This window comes from Providencia sp. PROV033 (assembly GCF_028484855.1).
GTDB lineage: Bacteria > Pseudomonadota > Gammaproteobacteria > Enterobacterales > Enterobacteriaceae > Providencia > Providencia alcalifaciens.
On sequence record NZ_JAMPSW010000054.1, the window covers coordinates 1 to 26,402 of the forward strand.

Sequence of the window (26,402 nt, forward strand, 5' to 3'; positions counted from 1 at the left end):
TAAATTTATGTATTTAATATATGTCAACTCATGAAATTATTAATATGCCGTAGTTTAGCATGATCTGCTAAATCTATTAGATTGGTAAATTTAGCATTCTTTGCTTTTTTAATTAAGAACCTGATTCTGTCTTATATAGATCTTACCTGTTGTCTTATCTTATGCTAAAATTGACTCATATCAATAATTTTAACCTGATTGAGCATTTAATATGATCCCAGAAAAAAGAGTTGTTCGTCGCATCCAGTCTGGTGGTTGTGCTATTCATTGCCAGGATTGCAGTATTAGTCAACTTTGCATCCCTTTTACATTGAATGAACACGAACTGGATCAACTCGATAATATTATCGAACGTAAAAAACCGATTCAAAAAGGCCAGGCTTTATTTAAAGCGGGTGATGAATTACGTTCTTTATACGCAATCCGCTCTGGCACGATTAAAAGCTACACGATTACAGAAGAAGGTGATGAACAAATTACAGGTTTCCATTTAGCAGGTGACCTTGTTGGATTTGATGCCATTATTCATACACAACATCCTAGTTTCGCACAAGCGTTAGAAACTTCAATGGTTTGTGAAATTCCATTTGAAACGCTGGACGATTTATCTGGCAAAATGCCTAACTTGCGTCAGCAAATTATGCGCTTGATGAGCGGTGAAATTAAAGGGGACCAAGAAATGATCCTCTTATTATCGAAGAAGAATGCGGAAGAGCGTTTAGCTGCATTTATTCTGAACCTATCTCATCGTTTTGCTGAACGTGGTTTTTCTCCAAGAGAGTTTAGATTAACCATGACACGCGGCGATATTGGTAATTACCTTGGTTTAACCGTTGAGACCATTAGCCGTCTGTTAGGTCGTTTCCAAAAAAGCGGTATGCTGAGTGTTAAAGGCAAATATATCACTATCGACGATATGGCTAAACTGACTGATATCGCTGGTAAAGTTTCACCTGTTTCTTGCTAATTTTCCTATAAACGGGTCACAAACTTTGTGATCCGTTGTTACTTTTCAATCACATTTCTTGCGTATTTATCCCCAATAACATAGTTTAGATAGATGGAACTATCCGTTTATTGAGAGGATGTCAGCATGGCTAACTATAAAAATCTTCTAGTAGCAATCGACCCAAATCAGGATGATCAACCGGCATTAAGGCGAGCAGTTTATATCGTGCAGCGTAATGGCGGGCGGATAAAAGCATTTTTGCCTATCTACGACTTATCTTATGATATGACCACCCTACTTTCGCCAGAAGAGCGCAATGCAATGCGCAAAGGTGTGATCAGCCAGAAAGCCGCTTGGATCAAGCAGCAAGCTCATTTCTATTTAGAAGCAGGAATTGAGATAGAAATCAAAGTCATTTGGCACAATAAACCGTATGAAGCCATTATCCAGGAAGTGGTTAACGGTCAGCATGACCTTTTACTGAAAATGGCGCACCAAACTGACAATTTAGAATCTATCATTTTTACCCCACTCGATTGGCATTTATTAAGAAAATGTCCATGTCCTGTTTGGATGGTGAAAGACAAAGTATGGCCAGACCACGGCTCTGTTGTCGTTGCCGTCAATCTCTCCAATGAAGAATCCTACCACGATGACTTGAATATCAAGCTCGTCGAAAAAACCCAAGATTTAGCCCAGAGAGTCATCAAAGAACAAGAAATTCATTTAGTCAGCGCCTATCCTATCGCACCGATGAACATTGCGATTGAACTTCCCGATTTTGACCCTAGTCTGTATAACAATGCACTGCGTGGTCAGCATCTGATAGCCATGAAGAGCTTACGTCAGAAATTTGGTATTGATGAGAAATACACTCACGTTCGTGAAGGGTTACCTGAAAAAATTATTCCTGATATGTGTGAAGAGCTGCATGCAGGTGTTGTCGTGCTCGGTATATTGGGCCGTACGGGGCTTTCCGCTGCATTTTTAGGGAACACCGCTGAGCATGTTATTGATAAACTAAAATGCGATTTGCTTGCAATCAAACCGGATGGCTTTGTTTGTCCTATTAATGCCACTGATGATTAAACCCGGTTCATAATATTAAAAGCGCATGAATAGAGTTGTGCACTTTTTTATTCCACTTCAATGAATCGAAATTCGATGAATAATAAAAACATAATTTTCTGATATAAAAACGCCCTGAATTCAGGGCGTTTACGTTTACTTTATAGATAATGATAAATTATAGCGCTTTTAAAATTGCATCTACGCTAGCTTTTGCATCACCAAATAACATTTGGGTATTCTCTTTGAAGAATAATGGGTTTTGTACCCCAGCATACCCTGTATTCATTGAACGTTTAAAAACAATAACATTATTGGCTTTCCACACTTCTAATACCGGCATTCCCGCAATTGGGCTATGTGGATCTTCTTGTGCCGCAGGGTTCACGGTATCATTCGCACCAATAACCAGTACCGTATCCGTTTCGGCGAAATCATCGTTGATCTCATCCATTTCTAATACGATGTCATACGGGACTTTTGCTTCAGCCAATAAGACGTTCATGTGTCCAGGTAAGCGCCCCGCAACTGGGTGAATACCAAAGCGAACATTGATACCGCGCTCACGTAGTTTTGCCGTAATATCATGCACTGGGTACTGAGCTTGTGCTACCGCGAGACCATAGCCTGGAGTGATGATCACTGAGGTTGAATTTTTCAACATTTCAGCAACTTCTTCCGCTGTCGTTTCACGATATTCGCCCATCTCTTCTTCCGAACCTGTTGATGAGCCATCAGTACCAAACCCACCCGCTATTACGCTGAAAAACGAACGGTTCATCGCTTTACACATAATATAAGAAAGGATCGCACCCGAAGAACCCACTAACGCCCCTGTTACAATCAGTAAGTCGTTACTGAGCATGAAACCTGCCGCAGCGGCTGCCCATCCAGAATAAGAGTTCAACATCGAAACAACAACGGGCATGTCTGCACCACCAATCGATGCCACTAAATGCCAACCAAAAGCTAATGCTATGACTGTCATGATTAGCATCATGAACACTTGCAAGCCCACACTGTCCGTTTTAACGAAGATGACCAGTAAAACAAAGGAAACAACTAAAGCTGCAAGGTTTAACTTATGGCGATTCGGTAGCATCATTGGTTTAGATGACATTTTTCCCGACAATTTACCATAAGCAACAATTGAGCCAGTAAACGTTACGGCACCAATGAAAATACCCAAGAAGACCTCAGTTAAATGGATGTTTTCCATCACATTGCTGGCATGACCTTCACTCGCAATAAAGCTGTTGAAACCAACAAGGACCGCAGCCAAACCCACGAAACTGTGCAAAATAGCAACCAGCTCTGGCATCTCTGTCATTTCAACTTTCTTGGCTAAACGAATACCGATGACCGCACCAATCACCATCGCAACAATCATCCAACCCACATTCGCACTATTTGGTCCCATAATAGTCGCAATCAATGCGATCGCCATACCAATAATGCCGTAAGTATTCCCACGTTGGGAACTTTCATGACGAGATAGCCCCGCAAGGCTAAAAATAAATAGGATAGCAGCAACGATGTAGGCTGCTGTCACAACTCCACTTGACAACATAAGTTACCCCTTATCCCTTACGAAACATTTTTAACATACGTTGAGTTACTGTAAACCCACCGAAAATATTGATGCTTGCGATCAAGATCGCAATAAAGGATAAGAAACTTACCCAGCCACCACTGCCAATCTGCAATAGTGCACCAACAACAATAATGCCCGAGATAGCATTTGTTACTGACATTAAAGGTGTATGCAATGCATGAGTCACATTCCACACCACGTAATATCCGACCACACAGGCTAATGCAAAGACAGTGAAGTGCGATAGAAACTCAGCAGGCGCCGAATTTGCAAACCAGCCAAACAGAATGATAGCCAATGCCATAAGAACCATTTTGGTCATAGGTGACATTTTTTTCTCTGGCGCTTTCACTTTCTCAACCGCTTTCGGCTTAGCTTGTGGTTGTGCTGAAACTTGAATTGGCGGTGCAGGCCAAGTGATTTCCCCTTGTTTAATCACTGTAACACCTCGAATCACTAAGTCGTCGAAATCGATAGTGATTTCGCCATCTTTCTCTTTACACAACAGTTTCATCAAGTTAACGAGGTTAGTGCCATATAACTGAGAAGATTGGGTTGGTAAACGGCTTGGTAAGTCTGTGTAACCGATAATTTTAACGCCATTATCTGTAACCACTAACTTATCAGCCTGAGTGAGTTCGCAGTTACCCCCAGTTTGAGCTGCAAGGTCAACAATCACGCTACCGGGTTTCATTGATTCAACCATTTCTTTGGTGATCAACTTCGGCGCAGGTCGTCCTGGTATTAACGCGGTCGTTACAATGATATCGACCTCTTTTGCTTGCGCAGCAAATAATGCCATTTCCGCCTTAATAAATGCCTCAGACATCACTTTCGCGTAGCCATCACCGCTGCCTGCATCCTCTTTAAAATCCAATTCAAGGAATTCGGCGCCCATACTTTGGACCTGCTCTTTAACTTCAGGGCGGGTATCAAATGCACGAACAATTGCGCCTAAACTTCCTGCGGCACCAATGGCCGCCAAGCCTGCAACGCCAGCACCAATGATCATCACTTTCGCTGGTGGCACCTTACCTGCTGCAGTAATTTGCCCCGTAAAAAAGCGACCAAATTCATGGGCAGCTTCGACAATCGCACGATAACCCGCAATATTGGCCATTGAACTTAAGGCATCTAACGATTGCGCTCGAGAAATTCGAGGTACCGCATCCATAGCCATTACGTTGATATGACGAGATTTCAACGCCTCCATTAAATCAGGATTCTGTGCCGGCCAAATAAAGCTGACTAAGGTCGCCCCTTCTTTTAACAAAGGAATTTCATCTGATAGTGGCGCATTCACTTTAAATACAATGTCTGCAGCAAATGCACTTTCACAATCAACAATTTCCGCACCGGCTTGCTCGTAAGCCGCATCATCAAAACTTGCTAGATGTCCCGCATTTTGCTCAACACACACTGAAAAACCCAATTTTAGCAATTGAGTCACTGTCGATGGTGTCGCGGCAACACGCGCTTCATTGGCAAGTCGTTCTCTTGGTATACCAATTCGCATAATATTCCCTTTTTAAAGCTCGAAGTAATCTATGTTGTCGGTTATTCGCCCAAAAAATGACTGCCTTATCAAAAGGAAAAGTCTTATTTTGTCGTTCAACAGCTGTAAAATGTCCTAATAACCTACTGAAATTAACCCTATTGATCCATAATTGATCACGATTCTAAGACAGTAAATGGAATTCACCGTGTAAATCTTAGTTTTAGGTCAATAAAATACTGGATACTTAAAAAAAACTGGTAAATTTGACTAGTCAATCATTATTTGTGTCTTATAAAAATAAAATAGTGCGACAACATGGGCAGTTACGTGTAATAATCACCGCCATGTGTTACTACTATTATTCAGCATGTTTATAATAAATTGCGCAAGGCGGAAGGATTTTGTATGAAGCTGAAAACTACGGTCATCGCAGCCGCGGTGCTATCATTAACTAGTATAACCGCTACACAGGCGGCTGTTGAATTAACGCCAAAACAGGCTACTGAATTACAACCTTATGAGCGTATAACCGTCACTGGGCGTTTTAATGCTATCTATGAAGCATCCGATGCAGTTTCCCGTAGGGCTGATAAGATGGGGGCATATGCCTTTTACATTCAAAGCCTTGATGATGTCGGTGACAGTGGCAACATGCGTGTTGTTGCTGATGTATATGCGAAAGATGCACCAAAAGTTGAAGAACCCGCTCGCCGAGTTTTCGGTGGTGTAGAAGAAATGTCTAAAGCGGATGCCAAAGTGTATCAACCATTTGATACCGTTACCGTAAGTGGTTTCTACCCATCCGAGCCTGACTTATACGAAGCAATCGCGAAAAAAGCTAAAGAAAAAGACGCAGCCTCCTTTTATGTGGTTCGTAACGTTGCCATGAATGATGGTGGTAATACTTTAGCAACGGCATATATCTATAAGAAAGATGCTCCTAAGCGACAAATTCAAAAAGAAGACGCCGTTGTCCCTGCTGACTCAGAAGCAGGACGTGCGATGTTAGCACAAGGTGGCGAAGCTGCAGATAAAGTACTGATCCCAGGTGTTGCAAGTTCAGATGAACCAACAACAGCCGTAGGTCGTTTCTTTGAAACCTCCACAAGCCAACCTGGTCGTACGAGTGTGACTTTACCAAGCGGTTATGTCATCGAAGAAGTGAACAAAACCGCCGCAGCAATGATGGTTCCATTTGATTCTATTACCTTCTCAGGTTATTACACAAATACCCCAGAAGTGCGTTATCAAATCGCCAAACGTGCTGAAGCAAAAGGTGCTAAGTACTACCATATCACTCGTGAATGGCAGTCAAACGGTGGTAGTGTTACCATCAGTGCAGACCTGTTTAAATAATCTATTATTCTATTTTATGATGAAAGCCAGTTTGCTATTCGAACTGGCTTTTTTTATTGAATCGCTATACGTCGCTGTTTGCTCGAGCACATTCCGATTAAAAATCCCCTTCCGTTTGCCTTGAAATAAAAAAAGTGAATAAAACATCTTGTTAAGTGCATATTTTCCCATTGCATCTGATGCATTTCATTCGTAGAATCCACACTCTAATTTAGCAGGCGATCCAACTGGATTTAAAAGCTGTAACAGTGAATCTATTTATATCATTGCTATCTTAACGTGATTTTAACTTTTGATTGCACAACAACCAGGATATACATTGAAAAATACATTAAGCCTTACCGCACTTACCGCGCTAGTTCTTAGCTCCATGGTAGGTGCTGGTGTATTTAGCCTTCCACAAAATATGGCTGAAGTGGCGAGCCCGTTAGCATTAATCATCGGCTGGTCCATCACGGGCGTTGGGATCTTATTTCTTGCATTTTCTCTCTTATTTCTTTCCAGAATTCGTCCTGATTTGGATGGTGGAATATTTACTTATGCAAAAGTCGGATTCGGTGAGTTTATTGGCTTTTGTTCCGCATGGGGTTATTGGTTGTGTGCCGTTGTCGCCAACGTTTCTTATTTAGTCATTGTTTTTGCTGCAATCAGTTTCTTTACCGATACACCAGACCATATTGTGTTTGGTGATGGTAATACTTGGCAAGCCTTGATCGGTGAATCTATCTTATTGTGGGTTGTGCATTATCTCGTCCTGCGCGGTGTACAAACTGCTGCGGGGATTAATAAATTAGCAACGATGGCAAAGTTAGTCCCTCTTGGCTTATTTATCGTACTGGCATTTTTTGCTTTCAAACTCGATATTTTTGATGCGGATTTCAGTGGCATTGACCTTGGTATCCCTGTTTGGCAACAAGTTAAAGATACAATGCTGATCACTCTATGGGTATTTATCGGTATTGAGGGTGCCGTGGTTGTCTCAGCCAGAGCCAAAAATCGTCGTGATGTTGGTCTCGCAACTATTTTTGCCGTGAGCTCCGCTCTCATCATCTATATTCTCGTTACCTTATTATCACTTGGGATCATGCCTCGCGCTGATCTTGCTGAAATTAAAAACCCCTCCATGGCAACTTTAATGGTTTCCTTAATTGGTTCGAGTGGCGACATTATTATCGCCGCAGGGTTAATTATTTCAGTGTGTGGCGCTTACTTGAGCTGGACAATCATGGCAGCTGAAGTGCCATATATCGCCGCACAATATCAATCATTTCCTAAGATTTTTAATAAACTGAATAAGAATGATGCCCCTTCTTCATCTTTATGGCTAACCAATGGTGCCGTTCAATTATCACTTGTACTTATTTGGTTAAGTGGCAGTAACTACAATACCCTGCTGACCATCGCCTCAGAGATGATTTTGGTTCCATACTTTTTAGTGGGTGCATTTCTAGTCAAAGTTGCCTATGAACGCCACAGTAAAGCGTTGCTTGCTGTCGGCTTTATAGCAAGTGTATATGGCTTATGGTTACTTTATGCTTCTGGTTTGATTAACTTGATGCTTTCCGTTGTGCTGTATGCTCCGGGGATCTTGATTTTTTTATATGCCCGTTCACAGCAAACTGCAAAAGCACCACTTAAATTAATTGAAAAAGTATTGGCGTGGGCGATCGCAATCGCTTCTGTACCTGCGTTATATTCCTTGTTAGCGTAATTCATACTTTATCTGCGAGCTAAACTTAACCACTTGAATTTAGCTCGCTTTCTATTCCCTTCTCTTGATTACCCATTATTCAGCTCTGCGTTTTTTACAACTCGCGCTCTTCTATCTGTTGTAGTGTTTAAATACATTCATCAAATAAGGAGATTCAAATGCGTATCCCCCCTCGGACCATCACGTTTGCTGATAACCCTTCTTTTATTAATCGTGGACTAGCGCGAAATCGCTCGCTACCACAACAAATTTCTGCGGTTACTCAACAAGTTCCACAACAGTTAAGCTTCTTTCAACAAAAACGAGCAGAAATTAAAGCTCAAGACCGAACTGAAGGTATGCAGTTTAAATTAGCTGCCCAACAAATTGTACGAAGGGATTGCCCCTGATTTATCTGAGTGACTGGCATGATGACCAACAGCACAGTTGTTAAGGTAAATGTATTATCACCCAATAGTATGTTGTAACTAAAAAAGCAAAACAGACTAGAATGACGAAATAAAAAACGCGTGAGTGGCAATGTTCCCACTTCACGCGTTAATGATTATCTTGACTGGCTCATTACAGTTGCTGAGTCAAACTTTCCATCGTTTGGATAATACGTTTATCTGAAATCGGATAAGGTGTTCCAAGCTGCTGAGCGAATAAACTGATTCGTAGCTCTTCAATCATCCAACGAACCTCTTGTACCTCAGGTAATTGTTTTTGCAGCGGTGTCAGTTTACTCATCCACTGTTGCCACAGAGTTTGCACATGCTCAACTTTACTCATCTGCGCGCGGTCACGATTCGGATCAATCGCCAATTTTTCTAATCGTCGCTCAATTCCATTTAAGTAACGCAAGATATCGGGTAGTCGCTTCCAGCCCTGCTCCGTGACAAAACCCTTAAAGACTAACCCTGACATTTGTGCTTTTACATCAGACAACGCCAATGCCATCGAAAAATCCACACGTCCTTTTAATCGTTTATTGATCGCAAATACTGCGGTTAAGATCTGCTCAACCTGCTTCGCAATATTGACAACTACATCATTCAACTCTGCCCGCGCATACTCTTTCAATGATTCAAACTGCTCTTCATTCCAGACCGCACCACCATATGTTGCAATCAACTGATCAATACCACATGCGATACAATCATCAATTAATTCAAGCACTTTACCATAGGGGTTAAAATAGAGGCCCAATTTAGATTTATTTGGCAATTTCTCATGAAGATACTTAATCGGTGATGGGATATTCAATAATAATAATCGACGAACTCCGCCCCACATCGCTTGCTGCTGCTCAAATTCAGTTTCGAAAACCCGAATACCTACACTGTTCTTTTCATCGACTAATGCAGGATAAGCTTTAACAGAATAACCGCCACGTTTTTGCTCATAACGTTGAGGCAGTTCACCGAAACTCCAAATATGTAAGCCACTTTGCTCAATACCATCATCCACAACTTCAGACAGTGTTTCTTGCACTTTTTCCTTAAGGCTATTTTTTAAAGCATCTAAATCTTGCCCTTCAGCGACAGTTTTATTTTTATCGTTTACCACCCGATAGGTCATTTTTAAATGCGCTGGCAGTTGGTCTAACTGCCAAGACTCGCGTTCCACTGTCACACCAGTCATTCGGCGTAATTCACGCTCTAATTTATCGAGCACGCTGCCTTCAGGCATTGGAACTCGCTCTAAAAATGCCGAAGCATAGTTAGGCGCAGGCACAAAATTACGGCGGATTGGTTTTGGCAATGATTTAATCAACGCAACAATCAATTCATGACGTAATCCTGGCACCTGCCAATCAAAGCCAATATTGTGTACCTGATTTAAGATAGCCAATGGGATATGAACAGTAACCCCATCAGCATCCGTTCCCGGCTCAAACTGGTAACTGAGGCGGAATTTAAGATCCCCCTGATACCAGTAATTGGGGTAATCCAGTGCGGAAACGGTACTTGCATCCTCTTTGATCAGCATGTTTTTTTCAAAACTAAGTAAATCAGGCTGCTGTTTTGATACAGTTTTCCACCAATTATCAAAATGGCGAGATGAGATCACATCATTCGGAATACGCTGGTCATAAAACGCAAATAACGTTTCGTCATCGACCAGAATGTCACGTCGGCGTGATTTGTGTTCTAAATCTTCCACTTCAGATAACAATTTTAGGTTAGCTTTAAAAAATGCGTGACGGGTATTCCAATCCCCTTCCACTAAGGCATGACGAATGAATAATTCACGGCACAATAGTGGATCAATCACCCCATAATTGACTTGGCGCGATGCCACAATCGGAAGCCCATATAATGTCACTTTTTCTGATGCCATAACGGCACCTTCTGACTTCGACCAATGTGGTTCACTATAGTGATGTTTAACCAAATGCTCCGCTAATGGCTCAATCCATTCAGGATCAATAGACGCGGCAATACGCCCCCATAATTTTGAGGTTTCAACCAGCTCAGCAACCATCGTCCATTTCGGTGGTTTTTTAAATAAACCTGACCCAGGGAAGATAGTAAATCTGGCATTCCTTGCTCCGGTAAATTCATGTTTTTCCGCATCTTTTTGACCAACGTGCGATAACAACCCTGCCAATAAAGAGACATGAATACTGCGAAAATCTGCCGCCGCACTATTGATAGCAAATCCTTGCTCTTTTACCACTTGACGCAATTGTGTGTAGAGATCTTGCCACTCACGAATCCGCAGGTAGTTAAGGAAATCCTGACGACACATTTTTCTAAATTGTGCGTTAGAAAGTTCCTCTTGCTGTTGTTTTAAATAATCCCACAGATTTAAAAATGCCAGAAAATCTGACTGCTTATCATGGAAGCGTCGATGCTTTTCATCGGAAGCTTGCTGTTTATCTAACGGTCTTTCACGAGGGTCTTGAATGGACAATGCGGAAACAATCACCATCGTTTCACGTACCGCACCATATTTTCGTGCTTCAATCACCATTCGCGCTAAACGTGGGTCCACAGGTAATTGTGCTAACTGGCGGCCGATATCAGTTAAACGGTATCCTTTGTCTACTTCCTTATGAGATTGGATCCCACCGAGCTCTTCCAGTAATTTGACACCGTCTTGAATATTTCGCTTATCCGGTGCTTCTACAAATGGGAATGCAGCGATATCTCCAAGCCCTATCGAGGTCATTTGTAAAATGACGGATGCCAAGTTAGTTCTCAGAATTTCAGGATCGGTAAATTCAGGTCGAGATAGGAAATCTTCTTCAGAATACAAACGGATACAGATACCATCTGAAACACGTCCACACCGCCCTTTACGCTGGTTAGCGGAAGCTTGAGAAATCGCTTCTACTGGCAAACGTTGTACTTTCGTGCGATAACTATACCGGCTGATCCGCGCATAACCTGTATCAATAACATATTTTATACCGGGTACTGTTAACGACGTTTCTGCCACGTTCGTTGCAAGTATAATTCGACGCCCACCATGAGGATGGAAAATACGATTTTGTTCACTGTTAGACAATCTTGCGAACAGTGGCAAAATTTCGGTGTGACGTAATTGAAGTTTGGATAAAGCGTCAGCGGTATCTCGAATTTCACGCTCACCGCTCATAAAGATCAGAATATCACCTGCACTTTCACGTCCAAGCTCATTAACAGCATCAATAATGCCGTCAATCTGGTCACGATCGCTGTCATTATCATCGCCCATAATGGGACGATATCGCACTTCAACTGGATAAGTACGCCCAGAGACTTCCACAATTGGCGCATGACCGAAATGACGAGAAAATCTTTCAGGATCAATGGTTGCAGACGTAATAATGACTTTTAAATCAGGGCGTTTAGGTAATAATTGACGTAAATACCCTAAAATAAAATCGATATTTAAACTCCGCTCGTGAGCTTCATCGATAATAATGGTGTCGTATTGCAGAAGTAATTTATCATTTTGTAATTCTGCTAATAAAATACCATCCGTCATTAACTTAACTTGAGTGGTATCACTAACCTGATCGCTAAAGCGAACCTTATAACCGACATTTGTACCCAATTCACACTCTAATTCTTGTGCTAAACGTGAAGCGACAGAGCGAGCAGCCAGCCTCCGCGGTTGAGTATGACCGATAAATCCTTTTACTCCACGCCCCAGTTCTAGACAAATTTTAGGGATCTGCGTCGTTTTACCTGAGCCAGTTTCTCCGGCAATAATCACAACTTGATGCTGACTTATAGCATCAAAAATAGCTTGTTTCTTTTGGCTAACAGGTAAGTTTTCTGGGTAAACAATTTTTGGCATATTCAGGCGTTTTTTCTCAACTTTCTGTTTCGCCTTTTCAACATCCCCTTTAATCACGTCAATCACTGCCATACGGGATTTTGGGTCTTGTATTTTTGCTATGCCATGCAAGCGTTTCTTTAATTGCCATTGATCACGCAATGATGTTTGTTCAATTTCAGCCTGTAATGCTGACAGAATGGGATCCATTCTTAAATCCTTATATTTCAATTTGTTATAATGCCACTGTTCTATTTATCATCATGATGCGGCTAAAGATAATATTTTGGTCTGTTTTATGATTTTAGTTATCTCATACAAATACCATCAGTTTTTTCGAACTAATCCTTCTAAATTTCTTCTTATTAATGCGTCACATACGGAGTATCATCATTATTCAATGAGCGACATATGAGTTTTGAGGAAAATAATGAGTAAAGTATTACTATTGAAATCCAGCATTCTGGCGGATTACTCACACAGCAACAAAATGGCCGATTATTTTGTACAACAGTGGAAAGAAAAAAATCCTACTGATGAATTTCTCGTTAGAGATTTAGTTAAGCAGCCTATCCCTGCCATTGATGGCGAAATTTTAGCAGCTTTTGCGCCAACTGACACTAAAACAGCACAGCAACAAGCACTTTTAGACCTATCAAATCAACTGATTGATGAGATTAAGCAAAGTGATGTTTTAGTGATCACGGCACCTATGTACAATTTTTCAGTGCCTTCTCAACTGAAGCACTATTTTGATTTTATCGCCCGCTCAGGGCATACCTTTAAATATACCGAGCAAGGTTCTGTCGGTTTATTAAATAATAAACGTGCATATGTACTAACAAGTCGTGGCGGAATTTATAAAGATACACCAACGGATATTATGGTGCCTTATATCACGTTATTCTTGAATTTTATTGGCATTACAGATATTGAATTTATTTTTGCAGAAGGTACTGCACTCGGTGCTGAATCAGTTGAGAATGCTCATTCTCAGGCCAGAGATCATATGAATACATTGATTGCCTAATAAAATGCCTCGTTAAACTAGGCATTCTTATTTGTCACTATATGCGCACAACCTAGTGCGCATTTTATTTTTTCTGTACCCACTGCCCATTAATACCGCGTACATATTCTCCTGTAGGCGCCCGGTCTACCAGCTTTTGCCCTGCGATTCTTGCGACATCATTGGTTTTAAGCCCGTTTTTATCCGCAATTTCCGCGTATCTATTTTTCCTTTCAGCGTTAATACGCTCAACCAACTGCTTTGCATTATCACTATTTTGGTCAATCACTGCCAAATACCCTGACAATGTTTCACCAACAAGCCCATGAGATTTCCCTTCTTCAACCGTCAGAGCAAATGCAGAGAATACACTTAGCGTCGAACATAAAGCGATTGCCTTAAACCAATTCATCATTTCGCTTTCACCTCACCAAATAAATCACTATTTTCTTTTAGTAACTCTTCGACTTGCCTATCAGCTTTGATTTGAATTTCATGTTCAATTTTGACATTCATATTGATATTAATCGGCTTATCAGGTGTAGCGACTTCAACACGTAAACACGCTGTTAATAACGAAGCCATTGTCATCATCATGATCAGTTTTAATGTTTTCACAGTATTCCTTTTATCTCTTATAGATTTTTTTCGAGCCATTCTTCTAAGCCACTACCAAAACGCAGACTGCGCCACAACTGAAAAATATTTTCTTCATGCTGATAATTTAAATGTACTTCACGCTTTTTCGCTTCTTTGGTGTTATACCCTTCAAGAATAGTCGACATAGTGAGTAATCCCAAATTCGTGACATTGACATCGGTGCGACTACGTTGAATTTCAAGATATTGCAGCCAACCAATTGCAGAGCCTGCTGAAATATTATCAGCCGCGATAGATTCCACAAAATTGGTATCCAAGCGCAGTGTAAGTGGTCCGCTATTTTCCATCCATCCCGCTTTAATTATCCATTCCGGATTATCCAAATAAAACGGTAATTCCCCGTTTACTCGCCCAGAAACGGCAAATTGGGAAACTTTTAGTTTTGTAAATAGTTCACTGAGTTCCACTTCGTGAACGCTAATTGTCGCTGGTTTATTTTGTGGCCAACGCAATATATCGAGGCTAATTTCACCGCCTAGCATGTTAAATCCAACATTGCTTAAGTGAATTGGATTCGTCTCAGTCGGGGGATAAGTACCTGACAAATCAGCTTTAACATTGGTAAATTCAAATAAATTCGAGATGTGTTTAATACGCAATTCAACCGGTGATTTCTCACCTAACGTCCAAGTGCTATTGTGTAATTTCCACGGTAGGACAAAGTCCAATCCATTTAGCTCGCCATCTTTCATCCATAAGCTGGTATTTTGAACTCGCCAATGTCCACCAGCAATAAACCCATTTTCTGGTGTCATGGAAAAAGCAGCCTGAGAAAAAAGTTTACCTTCGCGCAATTCAATTCCAAGGTCTTTCGGAATTAATGTCTGAAATGCTTTTACCGACTGTTCAGGCCAACGCGCTTCACCACGTAAACGCTCTCCATCCCAACGCCCAAAAATGACAATAGGTCCAACTTGGCGGGTACTTAAGTCCCCTTTTAGCTGAAAACTTGCCGGTGATGTGCCTTTGAGCTCGGCATTAGCTGTGATTTTAGGCAAATAACTCTCAGAACCAAATAACATACGATTACTGGTTAGCTGTAATCCGCCGTAAAAATTCGCTTTTGCCGGATCCCGTTGCCAAACTAATGGTGATGTGAGCTTAAGTCTAGGTGCAGACATCGAAAGTAGACCATATTTAATCTGGTCGAAACCCGTATTTAAACTATTGAGTGTCAATTGCGTATCTTGCCAGCTACCATTACCTTTAACATCCCAGTGTGCAGATAATGCAGGTAATTGAGCATTTCCCCAATAATTCCAAAACCATTTGCCTTGATCGATATTAAATTTATTCGCGCTACCATCAAGATGAATATCAAAATCACCCCAATATTGCTCTTTCACTTTTAAAATAGCCTGTAAACGACCGGTGATCCCATCTGCATTTAAACGCGTTCCAGCGAGAGGGAATCGTATTTCACGTAACAAAATCGTGGGGGAAAGTCGTCCATAGGCTCTCATTAAGGAGCCTGGCATAAATGCCACTGTAGGGGAAACCAATTGACCTGCAATTTTTGCGGGTAAATTGATATCTAACACCATGTCATCATACTTAACTTGACCATTCAGCCTAAAATTAATGTCGCCATCGAGAAGGTTAATTCGGCTTGGTTCAACAGTAAGAACTAAATTTGCTTTACCTTTTTTCGCATCAGTTAGCATATTTAACCGCCCTGAAACGACAAATTCACTCCAAGTTTGATTCCAGTTATCAATCTGAAATGCAATCCCACCATGCAATGGAATGTCAGCATCATTCCAGCGCCACTGCCCATCAGTCACAATGACTTGGGACGATGATACGTGCCAAGGAAGGTGAAATAATTCTTGTTGCTGTTCGACATCCATCACAGTGAGTAAACCTTGGTCTTGCTGCCAGTGCAGTTTAGTCTGCAAAAGTTTATTTAATTCAAGAAGCTTAAACTGAGCATCGATATCTCCCGCCTCGGGAAGTTGATCGCTAGTGAGCGGTAACGTTAACTGAGCCGTTAATTCAATATGCTGTGGTTCCTCTTTCTGCTTAAGCACATCTGGTGCTTGTAACTGTTCCAGCATTAATGGACTTTGGGGTAAGGTTGCAGAAAATTGATTGATAATTAACTGGTTTTGTTGATTGACTAGAGAAGATACGCGTAAATTTTCACTTTGATAATCAAGCATAAGTGGAAAATCAGGCGTGCTTCTCAACCACAAACTACCTTGATACTGTTCCCAAGAACGTAAATTAATTTTATCAATAACCAGTGAAAATTGAGGGATGGCATCCAATATATCAGTCATATTCACCGGTGGGCTGGACGGCTCTTCGCTCGTTTTAACCTGATTCAAACACTCGGCATTGATATCAAGCCCATCAGCCTTGATTCTGATAGGGAAAATAGAAATATAGATATTGGTTAATGTCACGAGCGAACAATCCGTTGCCGTTAACTCCGCATGAGAAAATCGAATTTGCCGGTCAACAATATGGGGCGCAGAAAGTGACAACGTCACGGGGCTGGGTAAAAAGTGATTGGCTACAACAGGCGCCCAACGTGTTAACGTTGACCACAAAATCATCAGAAGCACTACCATAGCGCCTAAGAATAAAAGCAGTATTTTTATCGCTCGTTTCATGAATATTCTCTAAACATAGCTATATTCATAAAGCGGCAATGAAGATCATTGAAGAAATGGATGAAAACAAAGCGAAAGGATGCGTTGGAACTAGCAGCTCAACAACTTGCATAGCGATATAGGTCATTTCCATAATAATCTTCTCTATTTAGATAAATATATTCTAATCTTTTAAAACAGAAATGAACAACTTAACCCTATCCGTTCATTCTGTTACTACATTATTTTCAGTCAGTTATTAGTGATTATGCGATGTGACATGGTTGGTAATTTCACGAAAATATGATTGTGTATCATGCACAATCTTCACTTTTTCGGCAAATATAGGATTAGCTGCGAAAAATGGCACTAAACACTTGTCATAAGACCCTTCCATTATCCTGCTATCTTTACATTTGATCTCCGAAATTAGTGACTTCATAGTTTCCGGAGTCTTTTTAACGTACTCAGTTTGGGTTTTATCCCAATAAATTTCATCATAACCATATGCAGGGAGACTAAATTCTTCCGATAACTTTTGAGCGAGCGTTGTTTTCCCTGCCCCGGATATGCCAATAATGCAAATTTTCACGTAACTCCTTAACTTTATCTATTCTTTAAAATCTATCTAGTCCTTAAAAAGGAAAAAATAAAACTTAACAATCGCAGCATTTTAACACTAAAAAGACCTTTATTTGTTAAACAGGATATGTAAACGAAAATCAAACGTAAACAGAGAGATATTTTATTAATTTAAAGGTGATTTACATCACTATTTGTCTTATTCTGGACGCATATTTTTGTGGGTTTGTTTATTTTACCTACAGTGTCTCATTTATTGGTTCCTATACATTATGGAGTTCCTCTGATGAAAATTGTTTCCTATAGCACCAAACAGTATGATCGAAAACATATGGAACAGGTCAACCAACAGTCAGAGTTTAATTTTAATATTGAATACTTTGATTTCCCATTAACAGTCCAAACCGCTAAAAACGCCGTAGGCGCTGATGCTGTTTGTATTTTCGTCAATGATGAAGCAAACCGTGCCGTGTTAGAAGAGCTTGCTGCTCTTGATATCCATATTCTTGCTTTGCGCTGCGCAGGTTTTAACAATGTAGATTTGGATGCCGCCAATGAATTAGGTATTCAAGTTGTACGAGTTCCCGCTTATTCTCCTGAGGCCGTCGCCGAACATGCTGTAGGTATGATGTTGTGCCTGAATCGTCGCATTCATCGTGCTTATCAACGCACGCGCGATGCTAACTTTTCGCTGGAAGGCTTAACTGGCTTTAATATGCACAACCGCACTGCGGGCATTATTGGTACAGGTAAAATTGGTCAAGCCACCTTGCGTATTTTGAAGGGGTTTGGAATGCGTTTGCTGGCTCACGACCCTTACCCAAACCAAGTCGCTCTCGATATTGGTGCAGAATATGTCGATTTAGATACCCTCTATAGAGAATCTGACATTATTTCTCTACACTGCCCGTTGACCCCAGAAAACCACCATTTACTCGATGAAAATGCTTTTAATCGCATGAAACCTGGCGTCATGATTATCAATACCAGTCGTGGTGCTTTAGTTGACTCCGCGGCTGCTATTAATGCACTAAAATCCCAAAAAATTGGTGCATTAGGCATGGATGTATATGAAAATGAAAGAGATTTGTTCTTTGAGGATAAATCCAATGATGTCATTCAAGATGATATCTTCCGCCGACTGTCCTCTTGCCACAACGTATTATTTACTGGGCACCAAGCATTTTTGACGGAAGAAGCGTTAACCAGTATCAGCTTAACAACGTTGAGCAATATTCAACAAGTCAGCCGTGGCGAAAACTGCCCGAATGTTGTTAAGCCCTAGCGGGATCACGCATCATGAAAAGACTGATCCCACTAACCCTCTTTGGATTGTTGCTCGCAGCTTGTCAAACTCATCAAGTCAAGGCAGGTAGTAGCCAACAATCTCTTGAGCAACAATTGATGCATCATAACTTTGTCTTAACTGAAGTAGATGGACGACTGGTTCCCAAAAAGCAAACAACCCCATCAATTTCTTTTGGTGAAAAAATGTTTGTTTCTGCCTCAATGTGTAATGATTTTAACGGAATGGGTGTAATCAATAATGCAACATTGAAAGTTAAAACATTAAGTAAAACAGAATTAGAGTGTGTAGATGAAGATCTTTCACGATGGGATGCATTAATTAATCGTATGCTGACCAATGGCGCAACAGTAACATTATCCAAAAATCATTTAATGTTAACGCAAGGGCATTATAAACTTGTTTATACTTTGAGTGATTATATGCAGTAATTCTGCCTTTATTGCAAAATAAAAAACCGCCATTTTAAATCTGGCGGTTTTTTTATCTTATTCTTTCAAAAACCTTATAGACTACTTAGCTTGATTAAATAGTAAATTAATTCCTGTCGCTTTTGACGTTCGCTCCATATAATCATGAATTGTTGTGCTGAACCCTATTTCCTTCACAATACTCAAACTACGCAACACAGGGAAAATAATGAAGTCATTAATATCAACAAGCGCTTTGTTACGTTTTTCCAACCATAAATCTAAGAGATCCAGATACGGTTCTAACTCAATTAATAACGTATGAGTTTCTTTACGCAATACGGATAGATCATCACCATGGAACTTGCTAACACGCTGAATATACGAGGCTTTAGCTTCCGCGGTGGCTATTTCTGGAAACTCAGATTCAGTAAAACGTGGCGTCACTAATTTGGATACCGTCGAAGAAACTGCTTTATACCAATTATCAATCTCGGGATTAATATTCCCTATCGCTAAGCGAGGTTCACTTAATTGATCAATATAACGCACAATATCTAAACTCTCGGGTAAATAGCTACCATCATCTTTTTGTAGAATAGGTACCATTTTACGCCCTATCATACGTGTTGGGGTTTCAATATCGTTATCCAGCAAAATAACCTCTTCTACTGCAACTTTTTTTAAACCAAAAATCATTCTTGCACGAACACAAAATGGACAATGATCATAGATATACAGTTTCATGTTACCCTCACACACTCAGTGATAAAACGAATAAACTTCATTTAAGTATACTTTATATTTATACTTAGTATAGTGTTGCGCATTTTATTTTTAATCTAAAATATCTTCCCACAACGCTTTAAAGTACAACTTTATTTTCTTTGATTAAGCTAGATTTCATATTTAAATTTTATTTTGAAATTAATTTAATATATTTAAACTTAATAAAAAAAACAAAATTAATAGTTCCAATGAAAATATCAAATAAAAATTAGGAATATAAGTAACGTTTCAAAATGAAACATTTTAACCAAATGAATCAATAATTTAAACAATTTAACCACAAAATTCATGTTACTTGCTTTACTGAATAAACAGGTTTAGCCGTATTGTTTTAGCGGTATATTCTTATTGTTATTTTTATTATAAATATTCAAAATAACTTAAAGCCAATTATTGAATGCATTGTTAAATTTGAGCATCATTAAATGAAAAATGATGATTGAAATTAACATTAATTCTAATTATTAGCTTTTAAAGTAGTATGTATTTTAATATAATATCTAGCGTAAACGACTAATAATATCCTTAATAATAAGTTGAGTATGTCATATGGACATTCATAGTGTCATTGGGCTTAGAATAAAAAATCGGAGAAAAGAACTGGGTTTGTCAGGCGCAAACCTAGCCGATAGGTTGCATTTAAGTCAGCAGCAAATATCGCGTTATGAAAATGGGGTAAACAAGATTCCAATTGACCATCTACTTGATATTTCTGAAATTTTAATGTGTCCTATAGAATGGTTTTTTAATGGTTATAAAAGTGAAATAAAAAATAACGATGGTTTAGCATTTGATATTCCAAATAAAGAATTACAATACGCAGCAGAAAGTGTAATTGCTCCATCTAAACATCATCTTTAATAATCATTTTTTGATTATCTAAAAATACCCAGTTTAAGTTAATGAAATTATTGAGCTTCATTGGTCAAGATTAACTTTCTGGGTATTTACCTTATTAGCCATCTATAAATAGTATGTCATCCCTATATTAAAAATAAGATCAGACCTCATGCCACTCTTAATAATTAATATTATTTAGAAATAAAAAATGCCTATCTATGATTTCATAAAATAGGCGTTTTTTAAGATGAACTTAATTCATAATTGTTGTTAATCGTAAGTCACATTAAATACCATATGCGACCTTACTTCACCGGAAGAGATAGAATCGGCAAATTGAAAGTAACGGGCAATCAACTCGATTGTAAATATTTTTTCTTGGGAGTTTGCCAGCTTACCAACATAAAAAGGTTTGCCAAAATTGATGGGTGCATAGCTTTTTCTTTCTATTACCTGAATACCAACACCTTGTGCGGCGCTGGATCCTGTTGCATCATTCTTTAACACGCCTTCAACAGCACTAACTGATCTATTCGCACTGAAATCCATCTTAATATCAGCCTGCCCCGATACCGTTGTTCCACCGCTACATCTTAAGACAATATCAAAATCTTTCGCACCTGTAGTGTGATCTCTTGCAGTTAAATCAGAACGTTTAATCGTATTGAGATACACATTCTGTTGTTTTCCACTTTCAATAATGCATGAAGGTGAAACAATGGTGATCGCATTCGCATTTAACGATGTCGTCAAAATAGGGTCCGAGCGTCCTTGATAACCATATTCCGTATATTCGCCTCTTGCAATCGTACCTGAACCAGTAACTTCCGCTGTTTTAATTAACTTCAACGTGAATGTTGAACCCGCTAAATAGTAATTTGTTCCACTCCAACCACCGTTAACCACATATTGGCTAGGGTAAACCATACTCACTTGACCCGTTCTTTCAAATTTCATACCGATCCCCGGTATGCTAGATTGGTATACCTTATCACCTATATCTCGTAAGCCAGGCATAACGATTTCTGCGTCAATCACGTTACGCCCATAACAGGTTAGATAAGTCCGGTTTGTTGTATCCAGTGGCCATGTTTTACTGGCGATAACACCACCTACAGGCAAAGTGGCATCAACCACCACTCTCCCCATATCCATATTTAGTCGGTAGGTGGGCTGCCTACTTCTGTCGCAATGATCCCAGCCTGTAATATGTGCAGCTGCATACTGTGTAGTAAGAAGTACACTTGCGCCAATTAGCCAGCGCCATTTTTTGATTATTGACATAGACTTTCCTGACTATTTTCAGCCGTTAATGGGAATGAACATTCACCGCCTTCCCATTTTACTGTCGCGATTTTTGATTCATTATTGCTGATAAATACGGTACCACCTTGCCCTACAATACCAATGTAATCACCTTTTGAATCAACTACATTGGCTCCAAATGGTAGCGTTTTATTACCTGCTCGAATCACGTTGTACACTTCATTTTTTTCAATTTTGGTATCAAAAACGACTTTAACAACACTGCCTTCATACGGTACAACTTGCGCCGTAGTACTGCTGAATACGATATCTTCAGGGCTACCTTTCGGGTCAAGATCGATATTATTAATACGGTATGGTCGAACATATGGCGCCACCGCATAGCCACGACTATCAATCTTGGTATTGTGCGATCCCATCACTGATGCACCTTCCGCACCTTTTGCTTCAATTAGTGCGATGGTCGATGAGGTATTTGGTGATAAAGTCACTCCGCCAGAATGCACTATCATGGATCCATTCGCGGATGCGCCATATTGACGATAGCCTTGACCTTGGCTGTAGTTAGCATTGGTCGTCACTACTGGCGTTTGGTAGCCCGTATTCAATGCAAAATTGCTGCTTCCACCATTTTCTACAGAAGTGTTTAAACCGTAAGTCCAGTTATTGTCCGCACCAAATGAGCCGTTAGCACCCACTTGAGAAGATCCAAATTTATCATTATTAAACGTGGTGTTGGACGTAATTGTCGTATAGTGGTTATCCCCAAAATAGAGTGGGAAGTTTACGTTTAAACTTACACGGTCATCTTGGCTTCTTTGTGTGTTATCGGAATAGACTCTCATAAACGAAACACCGTATGAGACGCGGTCATATTGATTGGTGTAATTTAGTTGATACTGTTTTTCAATACCTGAGCGGTTCCAATAACTTGAAATACGTCCTGTAAAATAGAAACTTCCTAACTCGTAAGGCAAGTTTTGGTTAATCGTGTAGCTAAAACCATTCTTTTCACGACCCAATGAGCTATTCATACCTTTTTTATCTGAGTCAATGGCATACAGTGCATTGGATAAGCTAAAGTAATCTTCAGTTGAATAACGATAAGCCGCTAAGACTAGGTTAGTATCTGTTTCAGAAAATAGTTTATTAAATGTAAAACGGTAGCTTTGCCCCATATCGGTCTTTTGGTTAAACACCGTTCTTGACTGTGTCACATCCACAGCAACGGCACCAATAACCGTATTCACACCTGCACCGAGCAAATAAGCCTGATAATCATCAAATGCGGTCAAACCGCCATACAGCGTAAAGGTATTATTTAAGCCGTGTTGCAGAGTACCTTGCATAATAAACGGTCGATTACTAATGCCTTCAGCATCAGATTTACCACCAGAGAGCTGATAGCGGGTATAGCCAGGGCGTAATAATTGAGCCAAAGAGGTGTAAGGTACGCTAAATGAAGATTCGCTACCATCAGCTTCTTTTACTGTCACCACAAGGTCATTTCCGTAACCAGAGGGATAAACATCCGTCAGGTTAAAGGGTCCAGGTGAAACTGATGCTTGATAAATGACCACATCATTTTGTCTAACGGTCACTAATGCGTTACTCTGTGCCACTCCACGAATTTCAGGTACAAAAGAACTCATGCTATCGGGATACATACTGTCATCGGTGGCAATTCTAGCCCCTAGCAGACTAATGCTATCAAACATGTCACCGTCGGTATAAAACTGACCCGCAGTTGCTTTTGCTTTGAGCGAGGCAACAGGACGTTGTAAATACGTTTGGTTACTATGCCAACTCGCGCCCTCTTTACGCTGCCAGCTTAAATTCCCAATATGCTTTAACATCCAGCCGTCATAGCTTAGTCCAGCATTTAATCCAAGATAAGCACTCGCACTATTATTATCGTTAGAATGGCTATCATAATAGTTCCCCATATAACCTAGGTTTAATGCGGGGATCCCTGTTTCCCAGAATTGTTCTGAAACATATCCTCGAGAGGATTTTTGCTCATATATTTGCGGTACAGATATATCCACACGTAGCGTAGAGGTGTGAAATATATCGCTCACATCAGCCTCACTGTTCCATTGATTCAAAAAGAGACATTCTTTGCTATCAAGGGATGCAGCTGGTGCAAATTTTTCAACATTAATTCCAAGGTCAGATAATAGTGCAGGCGTATAACAGGTACCGAGTTGACCATTTTCTTTTGCTACAAAATCAAGGTCATAGCGCCCTTTCCAACTACCGTTGGTATACACGTCAACAGAATACTTTCCTGGACTAATCCCTGTGGTGTTAAATCGGTCAAAATCAACATTCTCTTGGCTACCGATAATAAAACCACTGTTAAATTCATACGTGGTTTCTTCTTCACTCCAAGCATAAAAAGACGGCAAAGCACAGACTGTGACTAAACCCGTCACGGAGAGTATGTTGGAATATTTATATTTTAACTCTCTCTGCTTCATTCCAAATCCTATTTAACGGTAGTTTTTACCGCTACATCTGAGCCGTAATCATTGATATTGTTAATAATAATTTTTGTTCCTGACGTCAGCGCTTTTTTAAGCTCTACTGTCGACTGGCTTTTCGGATCTAAAAAAATCGTCTTATCATTCAATGCACTAGAGCCATCAACAGAAATTTTTGTAATAGTAATAAAGTATGGCGTCGGATTGTCGATATTAAGTCTGCTACCAGCGACTTTTACCACTAATTGTTCAGGAGCAAGTTCACGGCTACCTAAACCTGATGGGCGATAGAAAAATTTAAAACGAGAACGAATCGCTAGTTGCAGCACATTTTGATTTTCTGCTGCTTTATTTTTGACCATAGGTGGAATATCTAAAAGGTTAAGCCACCAGAGTGATTCTCGGTCTTGTGGAATGGCGGATTTATCCATCAATTTGATGCGGATAGTTTGTCCACCTTTAGCTTCAATTCGGGAAATCGGGGGTGTGAGTTGAAAAGGCGTTTTAATGGTGTCGGGTGTTTCAGATGCATCACCATTATCAAGCCATGCTTGAGCCATAGCAGGACGATCAGCCGTATTATTTAATTGAATTGTAATTTCTTTTTCATCGCTAGGATAAATAAAGCGTGTACCGTTAACGATAATATTATTTGCAAATGCCGTCATGCTAGACAGTAAGCAAAGACTAAATAGAATGGCTTTCATGTGGGCCTCAAAGCAAAAAGCGGCAGTTTACCCACCGCTTACTAACTCATGCTTTTATCGAAAATGCCGATAAAAACTGACTGAAAAATTAGTTATAAGTAATTTCGTAGGTCGCGTAGCTTTGAATTTCACCCGCGCTTACTGCATCTGGAGTACTTGTGGTGTAACCAACATAGTAAGTGAAACGTGTATTTTTGCCGTTTAACTCACCTGTGGCTTTTGGTTGGCTAGTTTGACCTGGGAAAATTTTAGTTGCAGCTTTACCATCAGTAGATAGCGCTAACTGAATGTTTTTAGCACCATTAACTACAGTGTTAGCTAAGCTACCTTTTGTGTTAGCGGCTAAGTTACCACCAGTCCAGCGTACGCCTAAACCGGAAACATCAGAAACAGCTTTACCACTTTGTGCACAATCACTGATTTCGATAGCAAATGTTTTTGGTTTTAAAATTGTATCGGAGCCACCATCTTTAACTTCTTTTAAAGAAACCGGCGCTAAATACACAGTAGCATCGCTACCTTGACCATCAACGGAAACGTTACAAGAAACATCCATAACTTTACCGTTGAAGTTAACTTGACCACCACCAACTGGTGTTGCTGCGTTTGCTGTTGTTAAGCCAAGAACTGTTGCTGCGATAGCAGTCAGTAAAACTTTTTTCATTTTCAATTCCTAAGATGAGTTTTTATTTATTACTTATAAAAATTATTAAGTGGTCTTTATTTAGTTGTTGGTAACAGCAAAAACGGAACCCAGCTGCATTAAAATACAGCGAGAAGTCAGTATGTTTTTATTTTCAGCGAATTGATGTAACGCATACACAGGGAATGACTTAATACATTCTATTTTTGAACCGACAAGCTATTTGACCCTCTAATTCGCCGCAAAGCATACATAAAAACTTAAGTATCCTTAAATCGTTTTTACCTTAGCTTATTAATATTTTGATAGATAAAATCTATTGTAATTGATCTATTAATTGATGGTGCCAATATATTAATTACGCGCAATAAGTCATATTTAGAGCTAGAATTAGTAATTTGTTAGATTTAGCCTAGTTTAATTAGAGTTATATTTTGGTTTTTTATAAATTAAGAGATTTATGTGAAAATTTTAAATTTGAGATGTAAGTTAAATTTTATGAATTTATTTACATTTAGACACTTTTTCTAGTAGTTTCGTAACAAAATAATATCCCTGTATACGTGTTAAGAAGCCATAAAACATAAACATTTCTTATTGATTATACCGTTGTTCATATTGGAACATCGAATAATAAATAAAATTAAATATCGAATTATTATTCCAAGACTCAATTCACC

At 39.7% G+C, this 26,402-nt stretch carries 21 protein-coding genes; 9 read left to right on the forward strand and 12 right to left on the reverse strand.

The genetic code is table 11. The features are described 5' to 3' along the window. The first annotated feature begins 211 nt into the window (after positions 1-211). Positions 212-967, forward strand: a complete 756-nt coding sequence (locus PSF16_RS10705) for an FNR family transcription factor (protein WP_006659880.1) — start codon at positions 212-214, stop codon at positions 965-967. 126 nt (positions 968-1,093) lie between these two features. After that, positions 1,094-2,038, forward strand: coding sequence for a universal stress protein UspE (gene uspE / locus PSF16_RS10710; protein ID WP_006659881.1), 945 nt, complete (start codon positions 1,094-1,096; stop codon positions 2,036-2,038). A gap of 157 nt (positions 2,039-2,195) precedes the next feature. Here uspE and pntB read toward each other — a convergent pair whose 3' ends face one another. Together pntB and pntA are read right to left on the reverse strand one after the other, a co-directional pair. Beyond that, the gene (gene pntB / locus PSF16_RS10715; protein ID WP_006661800.1) at positions 2,196-3,584 is read right to left on the reverse strand and encodes a Re/Si-specific NAD(P)(+) transhydrogenase subunit beta; all 1,389 of its coding nucleotides are present in this window, start codon (positions 3,582-3,584) and stop codon (positions 2,196-2,198) included. 13 nt (positions 3,585-3,597) lie between these two features. Next, positions 3,598-5,127 carry a Re/Si-specific NAD(P)(+) transhydrogenase subunit alpha gene (pntA, locus tag PSF16_RS10720; RefSeq protein WP_036963594.1) on the reverse strand — a complete coding sequence of 510 codons (1,530 nt, stop codon included), beginning with the start codon at positions 5,125-5,127 and terminating at the stop codon, positions 3,598-3,600. 387 nt (positions 5,128-5,514) lie between these two features. Between pntA and ydgH the strand changes: the two genes are divergently transcribed. From ydgH to PSF16_RS10735, 3 genes are all read left to right on the forward strand, one after another. Next, positions 5,515-6,465 carry a DUF1471 family protein YdgH gene (gene ydgH / locus PSF16_RS10725; RefSeq protein WP_006659884.1) on the forward strand — a complete coding sequence of 317 codons (951 nt, stop codon included), beginning with the start codon at positions 5,515-5,517 and terminating at the stop codon, positions 6,463-6,465. Between the two features lie 370 nt (positions 6,466-6,835). Next, positions 6,836-8,176 carry a basic amino acid/polyamine antiporter gene (locus PSF16_RS10730; protein WP_419181977.1) on the forward strand — a complete coding sequence of 447 codons (1,341 nt, stop codon included), beginning with the start codon at positions 6,836-6,838 and terminating at the stop codon, positions 8,174-8,176. A 158-nt stretch (positions 8,177-8,334) separates the two neighbouring features. Further along, positions 8,335-8,565: a hypothetical protein gene (locus tag PSF16_RS10735; RefSeq protein WP_272689240.1), complete on the forward strand. Its 231-nt coding sequence runs from the start codon at positions 8,335-8,337 to the stop codon at positions 8,563-8,565. A gap of 172 nt (positions 8,566-8,737) precedes the next feature. On the opposite strand, the gene hrpA is transcribed toward PSF16_RS10735, so the two are convergent. Beyond that, positions 8,738-12,637, reverse strand: a complete 3,900-nt coding sequence (hrpA, locus tag PSF16_RS10740) for an ATP-dependent RNA helicase HrpA (RefSeq protein ID WP_272689241.1) — start codon at positions 12,635-12,637, stop codon at positions 8,738-8,740. Positions 12,638-12,857: 220 nt separating this feature from the next. On the opposite strand from hrpA, the gene PSF16_RS10745 reads away from it, so the two are divergent. Next, a complete protein-coding gene (locus tag PSF16_RS10745) occupies positions 12,858-13,457 on the forward strand; it encodes an FMN-dependent NADH-azoreductase (RefSeq protein ID WP_006661805.1) in 600 nt (199 codons plus the stop codon). Between the two features lie 64 nt (positions 13,458-13,521). Here the strand turns inward: PSF16_RS10745 and PSF16_RS10750 are convergent, their stop codons facing one another. The 4 genes from PSF16_RS10750 to PSF16_RS10765 form a co-directional block, all read right to left on the reverse strand. Further along, positions 13,522-13,851 carry a YdbL family protein gene (locus tag PSF16_RS10750; RefSeq protein WP_006659890.1) on the reverse strand — a complete coding sequence of 110 codons (330 nt, stop codon included), beginning with the start codon at positions 13,849-13,851 and terminating at the stop codon, positions 13,522-13,524. Next, positions 13,848-14,033 carry a YnbE family lipoprotein gene (locus PSF16_RS10755; protein WP_036963819.1) on the reverse strand — a complete coding sequence of 62 codons (186 nt, stop codon included), beginning with the start codon at positions 14,031-14,033 and terminating at the stop codon, positions 13,848-13,850. The genes PSF16_RS10750 and PSF16_RS10755 overlap by 4 nt, the downstream gene beginning before the upstream one ends. A gap of 38 nt (positions 14,034-14,071) precedes the next feature. Beyond that, entirely contained in the window at positions 14,072-16,714 is a 2,643-nt protein-coding gene (locus PSF16_RS10760) for a YdbH family protein (protein ID WP_272689242.1), read from the reverse strand. 238 nt (positions 16,715-16,952) lie between these two features. Then, the gene (locus PSF16_RS10765) at positions 16,953-17,285 is read right to left on the reverse strand and encodes a EutP/PduV family microcompartment system protein (RefSeq protein WP_272689243.1); all 333 of its coding nucleotides are present in this window, start codon (positions 17,283-17,285) and stop codon (positions 16,953-16,955) included. A 276-nt stretch (positions 17,286-17,561) separates the two neighbouring features. Between PSF16_RS10765 and PSF16_RS10770 the strand changes: the two genes are divergently transcribed. Together PSF16_RS10770 and PSF16_RS10775 are read left to right on the forward strand one after the other, a co-directional pair. Further along, positions 17,562-18,560 (forward strand): 2-hydroxyacid dehydrogenase, encoded by a 999-nt coding sequence (locus PSF16_RS10770; protein WP_006659894.1) that lies wholly within the window; start codon positions 17,562-17,564, stop codon positions 18,558-18,560. Between the two features lie 14 nt (positions 18,561-18,574). Then, positions 18,575-19,012, forward strand: a complete 438-nt coding sequence (locus PSF16_RS10775; RefSeq protein ID WP_006661809.1) for an META domain-containing protein — start codon at positions 18,575-18,577, stop codon at positions 19,010-19,012. 81 nt (positions 19,013-19,093) lie between these two features. Here PSF16_RS10775 and grxB read toward each other — a convergent pair whose 3' ends face one another. Further along, positions 19,094-19,738: a glutaredoxin 2 gene (gene grxB, locus PSF16_RS10780; protein ID WP_272689244.1), complete on the reverse strand. Its 645-nt coding sequence runs from the start codon at positions 19,736-19,738 to the stop codon at positions 19,094-19,096. A gap of 591 nt (positions 19,739-20,329) precedes the next feature. Here grxB and PSF16_RS10785 point away from each other — a divergent pair. Beyond that, positions 20,330-20,641, forward strand: coding sequence for a helix-turn-helix domain-containing protein (locus tag PSF16_RS10785; RefSeq protein WP_006661811.1), 312 nt, complete (start codon positions 20,330-20,332; stop codon positions 20,639-20,641). 249 nt (positions 20,642-20,890) lie between these two features. Here the strand turns inward: PSF16_RS10785 and PSF16_RS10790 are convergent, their stop codons facing one another. The 4 genes from PSF16_RS10790 to PSF16_RS10805 form a co-directional block, all read right to left on the reverse strand. After that, the gene (locus tag PSF16_RS10790) at positions 20,891-21,904 is read right to left on the reverse strand and encodes a fimbrial protein (protein ID WP_006659898.1); all 1,014 of its coding nucleotides are present in this window, start codon (positions 21,902-21,904) and stop codon (positions 20,891-20,893) included. After that, a complete protein-coding gene (locus PSF16_RS10795) occupies positions 21,895-24,369 on the reverse strand; it encodes a fimbria/pilus outer membrane usher protein (protein WP_272689245.1) in 2,475 nt (824 codons plus the stop codon). Before PSF16_RS10795 ends, PSF16_RS10790 begins: the two co-directional genes overlap by 10 nt. 8 nt (positions 24,370-24,377) lie before the next feature. Next, the gene (locus tag PSF16_RS10800) at positions 24,378-25,079 is read right to left on the reverse strand and encodes a fimbrial biogenesis chaperone (protein WP_272689246.1); all 702 of its coding nucleotides are present in this window, start codon (positions 25,077-25,079) and stop codon (positions 24,378-24,380) included. 88 nt (positions 25,080-25,167) lie between these two features. Next, the gene (locus PSF16_RS10805; protein WP_006659902.1) at positions 25,168-25,743 is read right to left on the reverse strand and encodes a fimbrial protein; all 576 of its coding nucleotides are present in this window, start codon (positions 25,741-25,743) and stop codon (positions 25,168-25,170) included. Between the last annotated feature and the right edge of the window lie 659 nt (positions 25,744-26,402).